General features: G+C 68.7%; 13 protein-coding genes. 4 read left to right on the top strand and 9 right to left on the bottom strand.

The window, feature by feature from the left end; genetic code table 11:
* Window positions 1-5: 5 nt before the first annotated feature.
* The gene (locus ACFYXH_RS33955) at window positions 6-1358 is read left to right on the top strand and encodes a GH1 family beta-glucosidase (protein ID WP_389571312.1); all 1353 of its coding nucleotides are present in this window, start codon (window positions 6-8) and stop codon (window positions 1356-1358) included.
* A 200-nt stretch (window positions 1359-1558) separates the two neighbouring features.
* Here the strand turns inward: ACFYXH_RS33955 and ACFYXH_RS33950 are convergent, their stop codons facing one another.
* The 4 genes from ACFYXH_RS33950 to ACFYXH_RS33935 form a co-directional block, all read right to left on the bottom strand.
* A complete protein-coding gene (locus ACFYXH_RS33950) occupies window positions 1559-2848 on the bottom strand; it encodes an MFS transporter (protein WP_389571309.1) in 1290 nt (429 codons plus the stop codon).
* A 352-nt stretch (window positions 2849-3200) separates the two neighbouring features.
* The gene (locus ACFYXH_RS33945; protein ID WP_327327370.1) at window positions 3201-3638 is read right to left on the bottom strand and encodes a hotdog domain-containing protein; all 438 of its coding nucleotides are present in this window, start codon (window positions 3636-3638) and stop codon (window positions 3201-3203) included.
* An 89-nt stretch (window positions 3639-3727) separates the two neighbouring features.
* Entirely contained in the window at window positions 3728-4759 is a 1032-nt protein-coding gene (locus ACFYXH_RS33940; protein ID WP_389571304.1) for a methyltransferase, read from the bottom strand.
* A 48-nt stretch (window positions 4760-4807) separates the two neighbouring features.
* Window positions 4808-5839, bottom strand: coding sequence for a methyltransferase (locus ACFYXH_RS33935; protein WP_389571301.1), 1032 nt, complete (start codon window positions 5837-5839; stop codon window positions 4808-4810).
* Window positions 5840-6099: 260 nt separating this feature from the next.
* On the opposite strand from ACFYXH_RS33935, the gene ACFYXH_RS33930 reads away from it, so the two are divergent.
* Together ACFYXH_RS33930 and ACFYXH_RS33925 are read left to right on the top strand one after the other, a co-directional pair.
* Window positions 6100-7065 carry a proline iminopeptidase-family hydrolase gene (locus tag ACFYXH_RS33930; RefSeq protein WP_389571297.1) on the top strand — a complete coding sequence of 322 codons (966 nt, stop codon included), beginning with the start codon at window positions 6100-6102 and terminating at the stop codon, window positions 7063-7065.
* A gap of 10 nt (window positions 7066-7075) precedes the next feature.
* Entirely contained in the window at window positions 7076-7939 is an 864-nt protein-coding gene (locus ACFYXH_RS33925; RefSeq protein ID WP_389571294.1) for a TIGR03619 family F420-dependent LLM class oxidoreductase, read from the top strand.
* A gap of 167 nt (window positions 7940-8106) precedes the next feature.
* Here the strand turns inward: ACFYXH_RS33925 and ACFYXH_RS33920 are convergent, their stop codons facing one another.
* From ACFYXH_RS33920 to ACFYXH_RS33900, 5 genes are all read right to left on the bottom strand, one after another.
* Window positions 8107-9681 carry a GMC family oxidoreductase gene (locus tag ACFYXH_RS33920; RefSeq protein WP_389571291.1) on the bottom strand — a complete coding sequence of 525 codons (1575 nt, stop codon included), beginning with the start codon at window positions 9679-9681 and terminating at the stop codon, window positions 8107-8109.
* A gap of 46 nt (window positions 9682-9727) precedes the next feature.
* Complete coding sequence (locus tag ACFYXH_RS33915) at window positions 9728-10951, bottom strand: beta-ketoacyl-[acyl-carrier-protein] synthase family protein (RefSeq protein ID WP_389571288.1); 1224 nt, start codon at window positions 10949-10951, stop codon at window positions 9728-9730.
* A complete protein-coding gene (locus ACFYXH_RS33910) occupies window positions 10948-11196 on the bottom strand; it encodes a phosphopantetheine-binding protein (protein WP_389571284.1) in 249 nt (82 codons plus the stop codon). Before ACFYXH_RS33910 ends, ACFYXH_RS33915 begins: the two co-directional genes overlap by 4 nt.
* A gap of 91 nt (window positions 11197-11287) precedes the next feature.
* On the bottom strand, window positions 11288-12289 hold the full coding sequence (locus tag ACFYXH_RS33905; RefSeq protein ID WP_389571280.1) for a beta-ketoacyl-ACP synthase III: 1002 nt from the start codon (window positions 12287-12289) through the stop codon (window positions 11288-11290).
* A gap of 151 nt (window positions 12290-12440) precedes the next feature.
* A complete protein-coding gene (locus tag ACFYXH_RS33900) occupies window positions 12441-13244 on the bottom strand; it encodes a BTAD domain-containing putative transcriptional regulator (protein ID WP_389571277.1) in 804 nt (267 codons plus the stop codon).
* A 358-nt stretch (window positions 13245-13602) separates the two neighbouring features.
* Between ACFYXH_RS33900 and ACFYXH_RS33895 the strand changes: the two genes are divergently transcribed.
* Window positions 13603-14436: a DUF5829 family protein gene (locus ACFYXH_RS33895; RefSeq protein ID WP_389571274.1), complete on the top strand. Its 834-nt coding sequence runs from the start codon at window positions 13603-13605 to the stop codon at window positions 14434-14436.
* The last annotated feature ends 53 nt before the right edge of the window (window positions 14437-14489 follow it).

The following is a 14489-nucleotide window of genomic DNA, read 5'->3' as shown; positions in this document are numbered from 1 at the left end:
AGTCCGTGAACGACCTCAACGCCCTTCCGGCCGACTTCACTTGGGGCGCAGCCACCGCCGCGTACCAGATCGAGGGGGCCGTGGCCGAGGACGGCCGCTCCCCGTCGATCTGGGACACCTTCGCCCACACGCCGGGAGCGGTCGCGGGCGGCGACACCGGCGATGTGGCCTGCGACCACTACCACCGCTGGCCGGAAGACATCGGGCTGATGAAGCAACTCGGCATCGGTGCCTACCGGTTCTCGATCGCCTGGCCGCGGATCGTGCCCGGCGGAGACGGGCCGGTGAACAGGGCGGGCCTCGCCTTCTACGACCGGCTGGTCGACGGTCTCCTCGACGCGGGCATCACGCCGTTCGCGACGCTCTACCACTGGGACCTGCCGCAGACGCTCCAGGACCGGGGCGGCTGGCCGGCCCGCGAGACCGCGGAGCACTTCGCGGCGTACGCCTCCGCCGTCGCCGAACGGCTCGGCGACCGGGTCAAGGACTGGGCGACGCTCAACGAGCCACTCTGCTCGGCGTGGATCGGCCATCTGGAGGGCCGGATGGCGCCGGGCCTGACCGATCTCAGGGCCGCGGTGCACGCCTCGTACCATCTGCACCTCGGCCACGGTCTGGCCGTCCAGGCGATCCGCGCGGCCTCGTCCGACGCGCGCGTCGGCATCGTCAACAACCTCAGCCCGATCGAGCCGGCGACCGATCGCGCGGAGGACCACGCCGCCGCCGTCCGGGCGGACGGCCACACCAACCGCTGGTGGCTCGACCCGATCCACGGCCGCGGCTATCCGCAGGACATGCTCGAGCTGTACGGCGTCGAACTTCCGGAGCACGCAGGCGACTTGAAGACCATCGCGGCGCCGCTGGACTGGCTGGGGCTGAACTACTACTTCCGCCAGATCGTCACCGCCGACCCGACCGGCCCCGTGCCGTACGCCAAACAGATCTATCTGCCGGGCGCCCGGCACACCGCCATGGACTGGGAGGTCCATGCCGACGGCCTGGAACAACTCCTCCTCCGCCTGACCGAGGAATACGGCACGCAGCGCATCTACGTCACCGAGAACGGCTCGGCCTATCCGGACGTCGTACGGGACGGCACCGTGGACGACCCCGAGCGCGTCCAGTACCTGGAGGAGCACCTGGCGGCCTGCGGACGGGCCGCGCGCCAGGGCGCGCCGGTCGCCGGCTACTTCGCCTGGTCGCTGCTGGACAACTTCGAGTGGGCGTACGGCTACGACAAGCGGTTCGGCCTTGTCCACGTCGACTACGCGACGCAGCGCCGCACCATCAAGGGCAGCGGGCACCGGTACGCGGACATCATCCGGGCGGCGTCGAGGAGGGCGCGCAGGGCGGCGTGATCGGGGGCCTGCGCACTCGTCATGCGCAGGCCTCGGGTTCGAATCCCGAAGGCGACTCGAAGGTAAACCGCAGGTCAGGCATCTGACCTGCGGTTTCTTTGTTCTGGGTATCGGCAGCTTCATCGCTCAAACGCGTGGGGCGACAGAGTGCGAAGGGGCGGGTCGTGACCCGGCGGTCGAGGTCCGCTCCTGCTGCGCCGTCAGGGCACGCTCCGGATCCGTTGCACCAGGACAGCGCCGAGCAGCGTGAGGGCGGCGGTGAACGCGAAGAGCGCCGGGTAGCCTCCGAGGTGAGTGACCAGCACGGCGGCGATGGCCGGTGCCAGCACGTGCGGGATGGAGTTCGCGATGTTGATGACACCGAGATCCCGTCCGCGGTCGCCCGCGGTGGGCAGCACTTGGGTGATCAGCGCCTGGTCCACCGAGACGTAGACGCCGTAACCGAGGCCCATCAGGCTCGCGGCCACCAGCGCGGTCGGCCATGTCGGCCAGATCGCCAGCAAAGCCGAGCCGAGCGCGATCACCACACCGGACGCCGTGACCAGCGACTTGCGTCGGCCGAGCCGGTCGGACACCACACCGCCGATGAACGCAGTGAGCACGATGCCGACGGTGTAGAGGACGACGAGAGTCAGCAGCCCCTGTTCGGCCTCGCGCCCGGGAAACCGCTGTTCGTAGTGCACCTCGTCGCGCAGGAAGTAGAGCAGGTACAGCGTTCCTGTGGCGTTGCCGAGCTGTACGAGCAGTCGCGTCAGCCACGCAAGGGCGAAGTCGCGGTGGCGACGAGGGCTGATCCAGAACCCGGCCAGGAATCGCGACAAGCCCACGGCGGGCACCGCGGAGCCCGGCAGCCGGGCGTCCTTGACCGACGACACGAACGGCACGGCGAACAGGACCACGACGGCGGCGATTAGGGGGTAACCGCTGTGGGGTCCGCTCACCGCGACGGTCACCAGGACCGTACCGAGCACGACGGCCAGGGGCTGAGTGGCTCCCACCCACGCGCTCACGACGGCGCGCTGCGCGACCGGGACATGGTCGGGCACCTCGGCGACCAGGCCTGCGAGCATCGCGCTGAGCGACAGCTGCACCAGGCACCAGCCGAGCGCGACGCCTGTCACCGTGGTCTGCGGAGCCAGGATCCCCAGGCCCAGCGCTGTGCCCAGCGCGCCGCCGGCCAGCCAGGGCCTGCGGCGGCCGAAACGCGAGGTGGTGCGGTCCGACAGGGCGCCCGCGATCGGGGTGGCGACCAGTGCGATCACCGCGCCGAGCCCGGTGACCAGACCGAGTGCCGACTCCTTGTGGCCCGGGTCGATCGTCTCCAGCTGCTGGGCGAGCAGTACCTGTATCGGGGTGTACAACGCGGTCCACATGCCCAGACTGACGAGCGCGATGCCGCCCACGAACCTTCGGCCGACCCGCGTGACCGGTTCGGCGAGCGTGTCCGGCAGCGGGGTGGTGGCAGGCGCGGACCGGGCTTCAGGGATCATCGTGGCCTTTCGGTCGGGTGGCGTATGCCCGGTCCTATGGGCCGGCACGGCCGATCACCACGTGACCGGGCGTCTCGAGTCGCCCAGGACCCTGCTGGAAGCGTTCGAACGGGCGATACGGCGCGAAGCACGGCCCCCTGCCGTAGACCTGGCCGGCAGCGGTGCCGTTGGTGTGCCTTGTGAATACGGACAGTTTGGTCCGGGTGGCTGACCGGACGCTGACACGGCGTTGACACCGTCCCGATGACGCATCGTGGACATGCCTACGGCCCCGGGCCGACAAGCCCGGGGCCGTAGTGCGACATCTCCACCGCTGATCAGCCCTCGTACCAGGGCGCCTCGCGGCCGACGATCAGAGCAGGGTCTCTGCAACCTCGTGGAAGGCAGGGCTCCATGACGTGGGGCGCAGCGTCTTGGGGTCGAGCCGGATGTGCACCCGCTGCCCCTCGGCATGCACCACGCCGCCGTCCGCGGACAGTACCCGGAATCCGTACACCGCGCTGGAGTCGGAGAGTTTGTCTATCCAGAGGTGGATGCCGATCTCACCGGTGCCGCGAATGGGTGCCCGATAACTGATCGAGAACTCCGCCACAGCCAGGAACACGTCGGGGTGGGTGTACTTCCCGTCGGTGAACGCGAATCCCTTGCGTGCCCAGAATGTGGTCAACGCCCGTTCCACCAGCACCATGTAGCGGGCGTTGTGCACGAAGCCCATCGAATCGAGCTCGTCGAAGTGCGTGTAGCCGGGTTCGACGATGCCGCGCTCCACGGTCGTCTCGTGCTGGGTCATGCCTGCCTCCGAGGTGTGCTGGGACGAGCCGAATTCTGGACGGTAACAGTGGGGATCATCCTCGGCAGGGAGAATCAGCCACTTCCATGTCAGACCGGAGCGACCTCCACGATGGACAGTGCTCCCGGCGTGGAGATGACCTTGAGCGACTTGAGGTCAGCGGCGGCGAGCAGCTCCTCCAGTTCCTGCTCGGTGCGTTCTCGTCCCTCGAACACGGTCAGCATCAGCACGTCGGAGATGGTGACGGACGGCGAGATGTCCACGTGCGGGCGCACCGCGTCGACGATCAGGAGGCGCGACCGCTCTGTCATGGCGCCGCGTACGGTTCGCAGAATGCGCAGGCTGTCGGCGTCACTCTTGTCGTGGACGATGCGCTTGAGGACATAGAAGTCCGCACCGGGCGGTACGGCCTCGAAGAAGTCCCCCACGGCGGTCTTCCAGCGCCCCTCGATTGCGGCGTCGTCCAACTTGTGCCGCTGGAGGACAGATTCACGTTCGAAAAGGACGCCGTGCAGACCGGGGTTCTTGGTGAGCAGGGTGCGCAGGAAGCCGCCCAGACCGCCGGCGAGATCGATGACCGTTCCCGTCTCAGGAAAGTCGTAGCTGGCGACGATGCCGCTCTGCTCCGTCATGGACATGGTGTCCATCGCATCGCTGAAGAGCCGCTCGCGCTCCCCTTCGCCCTGAATGTAGTCGAAGAGGGGGGCGCCGAAGATGTCGTCGAAGACGGTGCTGCCTTCGCGGACGGTGTCCTCGAGGCGACCGGCTGACTGCCAGTACATCTCATCCGTGAACAGCAGGGCCGTGGAGCGTACGGAGTAGGGGGTGTCGGTGCGCAGGACGTGCGCGGCGGGAGTGAGGTGGAAGGCCGAGGACTGGTCTTCCCTGAAGATGCCGCGGGTTGCCAGGAAGCGCAGTACGCGGTGGAGGAAGGGGCCGTGTACGCCGGTGAGTTCGGCGAGTTGCTGGGCTGTTTTGGGGCCGTCGGTGAGGTGGTCGGCGATGTCGTTACGCAGGGCCACGCGCAGTGCGGCGGGGTAGAGGTAGCCGAGCGAGTCGCCGAGGACCTGCCTGACTGCCGCTGCGATCTCCGTGGCCTGGGTCGGTTGCGCATCGCTCAAGGGTTCGCCTCCCTGTGTCTTGTTCACGAGCAGTTGGCTGGCGACCGCTCAGGCCGTCACGGCTTCGATGATTGACACCGTCCCCGGAGTGGGGACGACCCGGACCAGCCGGAGGCCGGCGGCACCGAGGAGTTCCTTGAACTCCGGCTCGGTGCGCTCCTTGCCGTCGAAGATCGTCATCATCGCCACGTCGTACAGCTTGGCCGGGTGCGGATCGTTGCCAGGCGGCACCACGGCGTCGATGACCAGGAGGCGGGCCTGGTCGGACATGGCCTTCCGGACGGCCTGAAGAATCCGGAGGCTGTCGTCGTCGCTCCAGTCGTGCAGAACGCGCTTGAGGACGTAGATGTCGCCGCCGGTGGGCGCGACGTCGAAGAAGTTCCCCTCGGCCGTCTCCCAACGGCCCTCGATCGCCTCGTCGTCGAGCTGATGCTGCTGGAGCACCGCGTCCTGTTCGTACAGCACGCCCTGCAAACCAGGGTTGTTGGCGAGCACCGTGCGCAGGAAGCCGCCGGGGCCGCCGCCGATGTCGACGATCTTCCCGGTCTCCGGGAAGTCGTAACTCCCCGCGATGCCGCCCTGCTCGATGGTCGACAGATCGGCGATCCCGGTGTGGAAGGTCCCTGCGCTCTCCTCGTTCTGGTCGAGATAGTCGAAGAGGGGGGCGCCGAAGATGTCGTTGAAGACGGTGCTGCCTTCGCGGACGGTGTCCTCGAGGCGACCGGTCGACTGCCAGTACATCTCATCGGTCAGCAGCAGGGCCGTGGAGCGTACGGAGTAGGGGGTGTCGGTGCGCAGGACGTGCGCGGCGGGAGTGAGGTGGAAGGCCGAGGACTGGTCTTCCCTGAAGATGCCGCGGGTTGCCAGGAAGCGCAGTACGCGGTGGAGGAAGGGGCCGTGTACGCCGGTGAGTTCGGCGAGTTGCTGGGCTGTTTTGGGGCCGTCGGTGAGGTGGTCGGCGATGTCGTTACGCAGGGCCACGCGCAGTGCGGCGGGGTAGAGGTAGCCGAGCGAGTCGCCGAGGACCTGCCTGACTGCCGCTGCGATCTCCGTGGCCTGGGTCGGTTGCGCATCGCTCAAGGGTCTGCCTCCATACGGCATCGCACTGTGGTCGCGTGACCCGGCGCGCGAGGGCTGCCTGTCACCGGTCACGGATCAGCCTGGCCCTGCGGGCTGACCGGTGGCTGACCGATTGCTGACCGCGCCGGGCTCCCGCCCCGGTCCGGCCGAGCGGTCAGCCGGGCGTCAGCGAGCTGTCAGTAGGCGCGGCGACGATGCGCCACGTATGCCCACTCGCCGATGGTGCGGGGCCCGGAGTATCCGAGGACGTGGAGGCAGCCTTGACGGCACTGGACGGCGCAACCGTGACCGAGGGCATGGTGGAGTGGCAGGGGCACAAGACGTGGTACCGCGTGGTGAGTTTGCCCGACCGTGGCTCCGGCCGGGGTTCCGAGCAGGCTCCGCTGGTGATCTGCCACGGCGGCCCGGGGCTGACCCACGACTACCTCACCTCGGTCGCCGAGCTTGTGAGCACGGGGCGGACCTGCGTGCTGTACGACCAGGTCGGCAACGGGCGCTCCGAGCACCACGGGGACGCCCCTGCCCAGTTCTGGACGCCCGAGTTGTTCGTGGACGAACTTCAGCTACTGATCGGTCACTTGGGCATTGCAGACGACTTTCACGTACTGGGACACTCATGGGGTGGGATGCTGGCGCTTGAGCTGGCCGTCCGGCGGCCGCCGGGGCTGAGGTCGATCGTCGTCGCCGACGGATTCGCGTCGTCGTGGACCTACCGCGAGGAAGTCGCCCGGCTACTGAGTGAACTTCCCCCGGACGTACGGGAGCCGATCGAGCGCCACGAGGCGGCGGGAACCACCGGCTCGCCGGAGTATCAGGCGGCGGTACGAGCCTTCTACGGACGTCATGTGTGCCGCGCCCGTCCCGTGCCCGGTGAACTCCGTCGCACCCTTGAGTACGTGGGAACCAATCCCACGGTGTACGAAGCCATGATGGGGCCCAGTGAATTCACCATGACCGGAACACTGCGGAGCTGGGACATCCGCGACCGACTCGACCGGGTGCAGGTTCCCGTGCTGCTCGTATCCGGACGGCACGACGAAGTGACGCCCCGCGCCGTCGAGGAGATCCAACGCGGCGTGCCCCAGGCCGAGTGGGTCCTCTTCGAGGAGTCGAGCCACATGCCGCATCTCGAGGAACCCGTCCGTTTTCGCACGGTGGTCGAAACGTTCCTCGCACGGCAGAGCGGCCCAACGGCTGGAACGGCAACGATCGTCGGGCATGGTTAGCATGACCGTCATGGCATCAACCACCCCCACCGTCGGCCTGTTCGGGATGAATATGAACGCCGCGGCGGATCCGGCGGTCTCGGCCCGCATCGCCCAGCAGGCCGAACGGCTCGGCTACGACTCGCTGTGGGCGGCCGACCATGTCGTCCTGCCCCGCCCTCGTACCGAGGAGTCGCCGCTGGACCCGGACACCCCACTGCTCGATCCCGTGGTGGCCCTGACGCATCTGGCGGCCCACACGGAGCGGATCAGGCTGGGCACCGGCTGCGTCGTCCTTCCGCAGCGCAACCCCGTGGTACTGGCCAAGCAGCTGGCCAGCCTGGACGTGATCAGCGCGGGCCGCCTGATCTTCGGGGCCGCCGTCGGCTATCTGGAGCCCGAAATGAGCGCGGTGGGCGTCCCTATGGCCGGCCGCGGCGCACGGGCGGATGAGTACCTCCAGGCCATCAACGCGCTGTGGTACATGGACAAGCCCGTCTTTCACGGCTCGCATGCCGACTTCGAGTGCGTCGACGCCCGCCCGCGGCCCCTGCAGCGCCGGGTGCCGCTGGCGATCGGCGGACACAGTGCCGCGGCACATCGGCGCGCGGTCGCCCACGGCGACGAGTGGTTCGGCTATCTCGTCGGCGTACGCTCCACCGCGGAACAGGTGCGCACGCTCAAGGAGCTCTCCGACCGCGCCGGACGGCAGGACAGACCGCTCAAGATCTCCGTGGCCCCGGCCCGGCCGCTGGACGTCGCCACGGTGAGCAGGTACGCCGAACTCGGAGTGGATCGGCTCGTCGTCGTACCGCCCATGGATCTGACGGTGCCGGAGCTCGAAGAGTTCGTGGAGCGGCACGCGCCCCGCAAGCTCGGGGCGGCTCCGGCCTAAGGCGCGTTGCGGAAGGCTGGGTGCGGGCGGGCCGACGCCGGAGCGGGGGCGGTTCTGGTCATGTGGCGAGGGCGAGGTTGTGCATGTGGGCGACGGCCTGGACCGCGTGGTGAAGGCCGTCCCCGTGCTGAGGGAAATGCCCAGACCACAGCCTTCTGCAACACGCTTTAGGCGGCGTGGGCGGCCCAGGCCGTCCCGTGGTCGGCTGCGATGAACCGGGAGACCTGCTCCCCGACCATCAGCGCAGGCGCATGGACGTTGCCCGTCGTGATCGCCGGGAACACGGAGGCGTCGGCGACCCGCAGTCCGTCGATGCCGTACACCCGCAGCCGCGGATCGACGACGGCATCGGCGTCCACGCCCATCTTGCAGGTGCCTGACTGGTGGTGATAGGTCGTCACCGTGCGCCGCAGATATTCGCGCAGTTCCGGGTCGCCGACGACTTCGCCCACGTCGGGGCCCGGGTACAGCTCACGGGCGCCCCACTCCTCACGCAGGACCGACGAGCGTCCGATGTCCCGGCACAACACCGTGGCGGCCACCAGGCTGTCCACGTCCGCTCCCGTACGCAGTGTGCCGGGGTCGATGAGCAGCTCGTCCTCCGGTTGCGCGCCGGTCAGCCGGATCGACCCCCGGGAAGTGGGCCGGACGATCCCGGCCTGCAGGGTGAAGCCACTGGGAGGCCCTGTCATCCCCGGCTGGTACATGGGGACCGGGAAGTGCAGCGGCTGGAGGTCCGGCACTGGCAGTCCCGGCCGACTGCGCCAGAACAGATGCGTCTGGGCGGGGCCGAGGTCCGGCGAAGGTCGGCCGACGGGGCGCTCGGTGCTGAAGATGACGGGTGCCAGGACATGGTCGTGCAGGTTGCGTCCGACGCCCGGAAGATGGGCGACCACATCGATTCCCACGGAGCGCAGCTGGGCGGCGGCGCCGATGCCGGACAGCATCAGCAGCCGGGGCGACTCGATCGCGCCTGCGCTGATCACCACCTCCGCGCGGGCGGTGGCCTTCTCGACGATCCCCTCCCGCAGCCACTCCACGCCGACACATCGGCTGCCTTCGAGGAGTACGCGCCGCACGCGGGCCCCGGTAACCACGGTAAGGCCGGGCAGGTGGGCGACGGGGTCGAGATAAGCCGCGGCCGCGCTGCACCGGCGGCCGTCGGCAATGGTGAACTGGACCTTCGAAATCCCCTCAGGGCTACCTGAGTTGTAGTCCGGCTGACAGGGGATACCGGTCTCCGACGCCGCCTGGATCAGCGCGTCGTGGATCGGATCGGCGTGGTACTTGGTGAGCACCGGCAGCGGCCCGCCCGAGCCGTGCAGTTCGTCCGCCCCGGTGTCGTAGTCCTCGATGGTCCGGAAGACCGGCAACACGTCCCGCCAGGACCAGCCGTCATTGCCGAGATAGGCCCAGTGGTCGTAGTCCAGCGCCGCGCCCCGGGCGTAGATCAACGCGTTGAGCGCACTCGACCCGCCCAGTACCCGGCCGCGCGGCCAGTGCAGTCTGCGGCCGGCCGCGTGCTCCTGCGGCGTGGTGCGGTACGCCCAGTCCTGCTCGCTGAACCACAGTTCACCGAACCGCAGCGGGTCGTCGATGGCCGGGTTGGTGGCCTGGCCACCGGCTTCCAGAAGCAGGACGTTCGCGCCCTGGTCCATCAGCCGTCGCGCTACGACGCAACCGGCTGAACCGGCGCCCACGACGATGATGTCGAAGGGACCGTTGCTGAGCGATTCGGCCACGGGCCGACCTCCGTTGACGGGTCGTCGGGTTTGGGTGAAGGAGCTTTTATGCCGAGGTGAAGACCAGGACCGCGTTCTGGCCGCCGAAGCCGAACGAGTTGCTCACTGCCACATCGATGTGCTGGGCTCGGGGGCCCTTCGCGACGATGTCCAGCTCGATTTCCGGGTCCAGGTTCTCCAGGTTCGCCGTCGGTGGCACGGTCTCGTTCTCCAGGGTGAGCACGGTCAGCGCCGCCTCGATCGCGCCCGCTGCACCGAGGGAGTGACCGACCGCGCCCTTGGCGGACGTCACCGTCGCACGCGTGCCCAGCACCTGCTGCAGAACTTTGGACTCGGCCGCGTCGTTCAGCGGCGTCGAGGTGCCGTGCGCGTTGACGTGGTCGACGTCGCCCGGGGACACGTCGGCCGAGGCCAGCGCCGCCTCCAAGGCCTGTCGGGCGCCGGCGCCCTGCGGGTCCGGGGCCGTCATGTGGTGGGCGTCGGCGGAGGCTCCGTACCCCGCGATCCTGCCGCGGACGCGCGCCCCACGGGCCCGTGCGTCCGTCTCCCGTTCCAGGATCAGTACGCCGCTTCCTTCGCCGATGACGAAGCCGTCACGATCCACGTCGAACGGGCGGGACGCGGCGGCCGGTTCGTCCAGCCGTCGGGACAGAGCCCCCATCTGCGCGAACCCGGTGACAATCAGCGGACTCACACCCGCTTCGCTGCCGCCCGTGATCACCACATCGCAGCGGTCGTCGTGCAGCAGCTGTGTCGCGACTCCGATCGCGGTCGCGCCCGAGGCGCAGGCCGTCGCGGTGACGAAATTGGGTCCGCGGGCGCCGAACTCCATAGCGAGATGACCCGCGACCATGTTCGGCACCAGCAGGGGGATCAGCAGCGCGGAGACCGAGCCCGGCCCTTCGGAGAGCAGGGTCCGGTGCTGCTGCTCCCAGGTCGAGACGCCGCCGAGCCCGCAGCCCATGACGACGCCGACGCGCGCGCCGTCCCACGTCTTGGGGTCGAGTCCGGAGTCGGCAACGGCCTCACGCGCGGCAACGATGGCCAGTTGGACGAACCTGTCGTGCACGAGGGTACTGCGGCGCCCGACGAGCTTGGCCGCACTGAACCCCGGGACCGTGTACGAGATATCGACCGGCAGGCCTTCGAGGGCGGGATCGCGTTTGGCCGTCGGCAGGGCTTCGCACACGCCTCGCCAGCTCGCTTCGGTGCCGATGCCCGCGGCGGTGACCAGGCCGAGCCCCGTGACGGCGACGGGAGCAACGGTCATGACGACTTCGCCGCGGCCGCCTGCTCCTCGATCACCTCGGCCGCCCGCCCGATGGTGTCGCGGGGCGACGCGGCGTCGTCGCTGATCTTTACGCCCAGTTCCTTCTCCACCACCAGCAGCAGCTCCACGAGGAAGAGCGAGTCCATCTCCAGGTCCTCGAAAGTCACGTCCGGTTTGATCTCCGATCGCTCGACCTGGAAACGGTTGACCAGAATGTCGGCGAGGGTGTCGTACATGGCTGTCATCACGGATTCCCTTTCTCCGGTGGTGCTGTCCTGTGGTGGTGCGCACGGGCCAGGGCGGTGGCACCGCCCCTGGTGTCACGCCGGGCCGGTGTCACGACAGGCCGGTCTCCGGCCACGTCAGTACGGACGAGCCCCAGGTGAGACCGCCGCCGAAGGCGGTGAGCAGGATCTGGTCACCGGGGCGCAGCATCCCGGTGGTATGCGCGTGGTGGAGGGCCAGCGGGATGGACGCGGCCGCGGTGTTGCCGACCTCGGCTATGTTGCTGACGGCGCGCTCGCGCGGGATGTCGAGTTCGTCGGCGAGCCGGTTGAGGATCCTCGCGTTGGCCTGGTGGGCGACCAGCCAGTCGACGTCGGTACGGCGCCAGCCGGCCCGGTCGAGCGCCGTGGTCGAGGATTTCGCCATGCGCTGTACCGCGTGCCGGAAGACCTCCTTGCCGGCCATCGCGAAGTAGCGGTCCGCGGCCTCGGCGGGGAGCCCGGTCAGGCGCTGCTCCGAGCCGTCGGCACGCACGGTGATGAGATCGCGGCCCTCCCCGTCGCTGCCGAGGTCGAACGGGCCGATGGCGCCCGGTTCGTCGGGCTCCCCCGCGCGCAGCACCACCGCGCCCGCGCCGTCACCGAAGATCGCCGAAGTCGTCCTGTCCGTCGGGTCGAGAATGCTGGAAAACGTGTCCGCCCCGATGACCAGGGCGCGGGTGGAGGAACCGGACGCGATCAGCCCGGCGGCGTTGGCGAGACCGTAGATGAATCCCGTGCACACGGCGGAAATGTCGAACGCTGCCACGCCGGACAGCGCGAGCCGCGTCGCCACAGTGGGCGCGGTCGCCGGACAGGGCCGGTCGGGCGTGGACGTCGCCACGACGACGGTGTCCACGTATGGGTCGCCCGAGGACTTGAGCGCCTGCTCGCCGGCCCCGACCGCGAGGTCCGAGGTGGCCGTTCCGGGCGCGGCGAAGTACCGCTGGCGGATGCCGGTCCGGGACCGTATCCACTCGTCGGAGCCACCGGACACCGCGGCGATCTCCTCGTTGGACACCGCGCGGGGCGGCAGGCAGCCGCCGATGCCGGTGAGTACAGCGGCCCGGGTCATCGGATGTCGCCCATGTGCCGAGGAACGGCCGGCACCGGTCGGCCGAGGTGGCGTATGACCACGATCGTGTGCCCCCGAGATCCTGGTGAAGAAAGTTGCTCACGACTCGGCATGTTCAGCACGGTGCGCATGCCCGGCATGCTCACCGTGTTCATGCGATCTGACCGATGGCTGACGGCCGGCTGACCCCGGTCAGCGTGAGCGCGGGGTCCTGGGCCAGGATCTCGGCGTAGCGCTGCTGCAGAGGCAGGCCCGGCTGTACACCCAGTTCCTCATCCAGTCGATGACGGGTGCGGTGGTACAGGGTCAGCGCCTCGCCCTGTCGTCCCGAGCGGTACAGGGCCATCATCAGCTGCGCGCAGAAGTGCTCGTTCAGGGGGTGCTGGGCGACGAGTGGGCGCAGTTCGGCGGCTGCCTGGCGGACATCGCCGACGGCAAGTCTGGCGGTGACGAGGTCTTCCCACATGGTCAGCCGGCGCTCGTCGAACAGGGCGGCCGCCGCCCTGCACCGCAGGCCGTCTCCGGCGTCCAGCAGGGCCGGTCCGCGCCACAACCGCAGCCCCGACTCGAGGAGTTCGAGCGCCCGGCAGGGGTCACGGCGCAAGGCCGCCGAGCCCCGCGCCGCGAGGTCGAGGAATCGGTTGCCGTCCACGGACTCGCGCGGGATGTCCAGTACGTAGCCGTTGTGCACGGCGCGCAGCACGGTCCCGTCCGCGCGTCCCTGAGAAGGGCCGTCAAGGATTTTCCGCAAGCGCGCGGCATGCGCCTGGAGTGCGTTGTGCACATTGCCGAGAGGCTGGCCGGACCACAGCTCGTCGGCGAGTTCAAGATGGGAGATCGCCCGTCCGGGTTCCAGCGCCAGGGTGGCGAACATGGCGCGTACCTTGTTCGCGCGGATTTCGCGTTCATGACCGCCCACTGTGACGGAGACGGTGCCAAGAATTTCGATGTGCACGACACTCCTAAGTCAATTCGACTCGTCGGGCGTCCAGTCGGCGGCATCGCAATGGCGTCCGATTTACGGCTACCGCGATCTCGCGTTGATCAAATTGTTCAGACGCCAATAGTTGTCGTGTGACAGAGGGAGTGTCAAGGCAGTTCTGGCGGGTACAGGGGGCAACCCAGGGGCTCCCCCAGGGTGCCCAGGGATTCCCCCGGTGCCTTACAGGGGCAGCGGATGCAAGACTCCTGGCTCCGGAGTCCGCGAGAGCAACCGCGTTAATGCGATGCGCATTGACTATTCGTCGGACCGCCAATTCGGACGGGATCGGAGCAGACGCTTGACGAGTGGATCTGCAGCGAACTGGAGGCCGGTGCCTCGCCTCGACCACGTCATGGTGCTGCTCGACGGGGCCGCGCATCGCGATGTGTCGGCGAGTGGATTCCTGACACAGCGCTTCGGGAGGATCAAGCGCAAGGAGGCGGAAAGCTCGGTCGCCGGGCAGTACTCCACACTCGGAGTGGCCGGTGAGAACACTTTGATCGAGCTGTTCGGCAGTGATCTGCCCAGCGCGTCGCCTCTCACGGGCGGCCTGGTGTTCTCGTTCGAGGAGCCGGGCTCCGCGCAGCGCGCCCGCGCCTTGCTGGACGCCTCCGGCGAGGTCAAGTACCACCATGACCTGGTACGTCGCTCGGTGGAAGGCACGGACGAGCAGCAGCCCTGGTACCACCTGATCAGCGTCGACCTGGGTGAGGCCAGCCCGCTGCTGCTCTTCCTCAACGAGGTGACGCCCGAGTACTTCCAGTCCCTCGGCGCCCAGCCGGCACCGGACGGGACGCTGCCCCGGAAGCACTATCTGGACGCGGCGCTCGGGGCTCCGGCGGGGGGAAACCGGCTGATGAGGGACGTCACCGGCGTGACGATCTCGGTTGCCGCGGAGCGCGGCCGGCGCCTCGCCGACGCGCTCGCGGTCTTCGGCTACACCGGGGCCGAAACTGCTCCCGGAGTACATGAACTTTGTGGTCCCGGCCTCACCGTCCGGCTGGAGACCGGCGACCAGCTGGAACGCGTAACGGAAATCGAGATCGGCCTGGACCCCGAGGTATACGAATCCTCGATCCCCAGGGAATTCCGATTCGGCGAGACCTCGCGACTTGTCATCGAATCAGCAGAAACTGCGCGGTGGAGCTTCACTCCGTCGCACTGAGCGATCTTGTGCGGGATACGCCAGAAAGGCTTAGTCAGTCACCGCAGGTCGAG

This window comes from Streptomyces sp. NPDC002730 (genome assembly GCF_042888805.1).
GTDB lineage: Bacteria > Actinomycetota > Actinomycetes > Streptomycetales > Streptomycetaceae > Streptomyces.
Note: the sequence above shows the minus strand (reverse complement) of the source record. Positions and strands in the feature narration are given on the sequence as shown.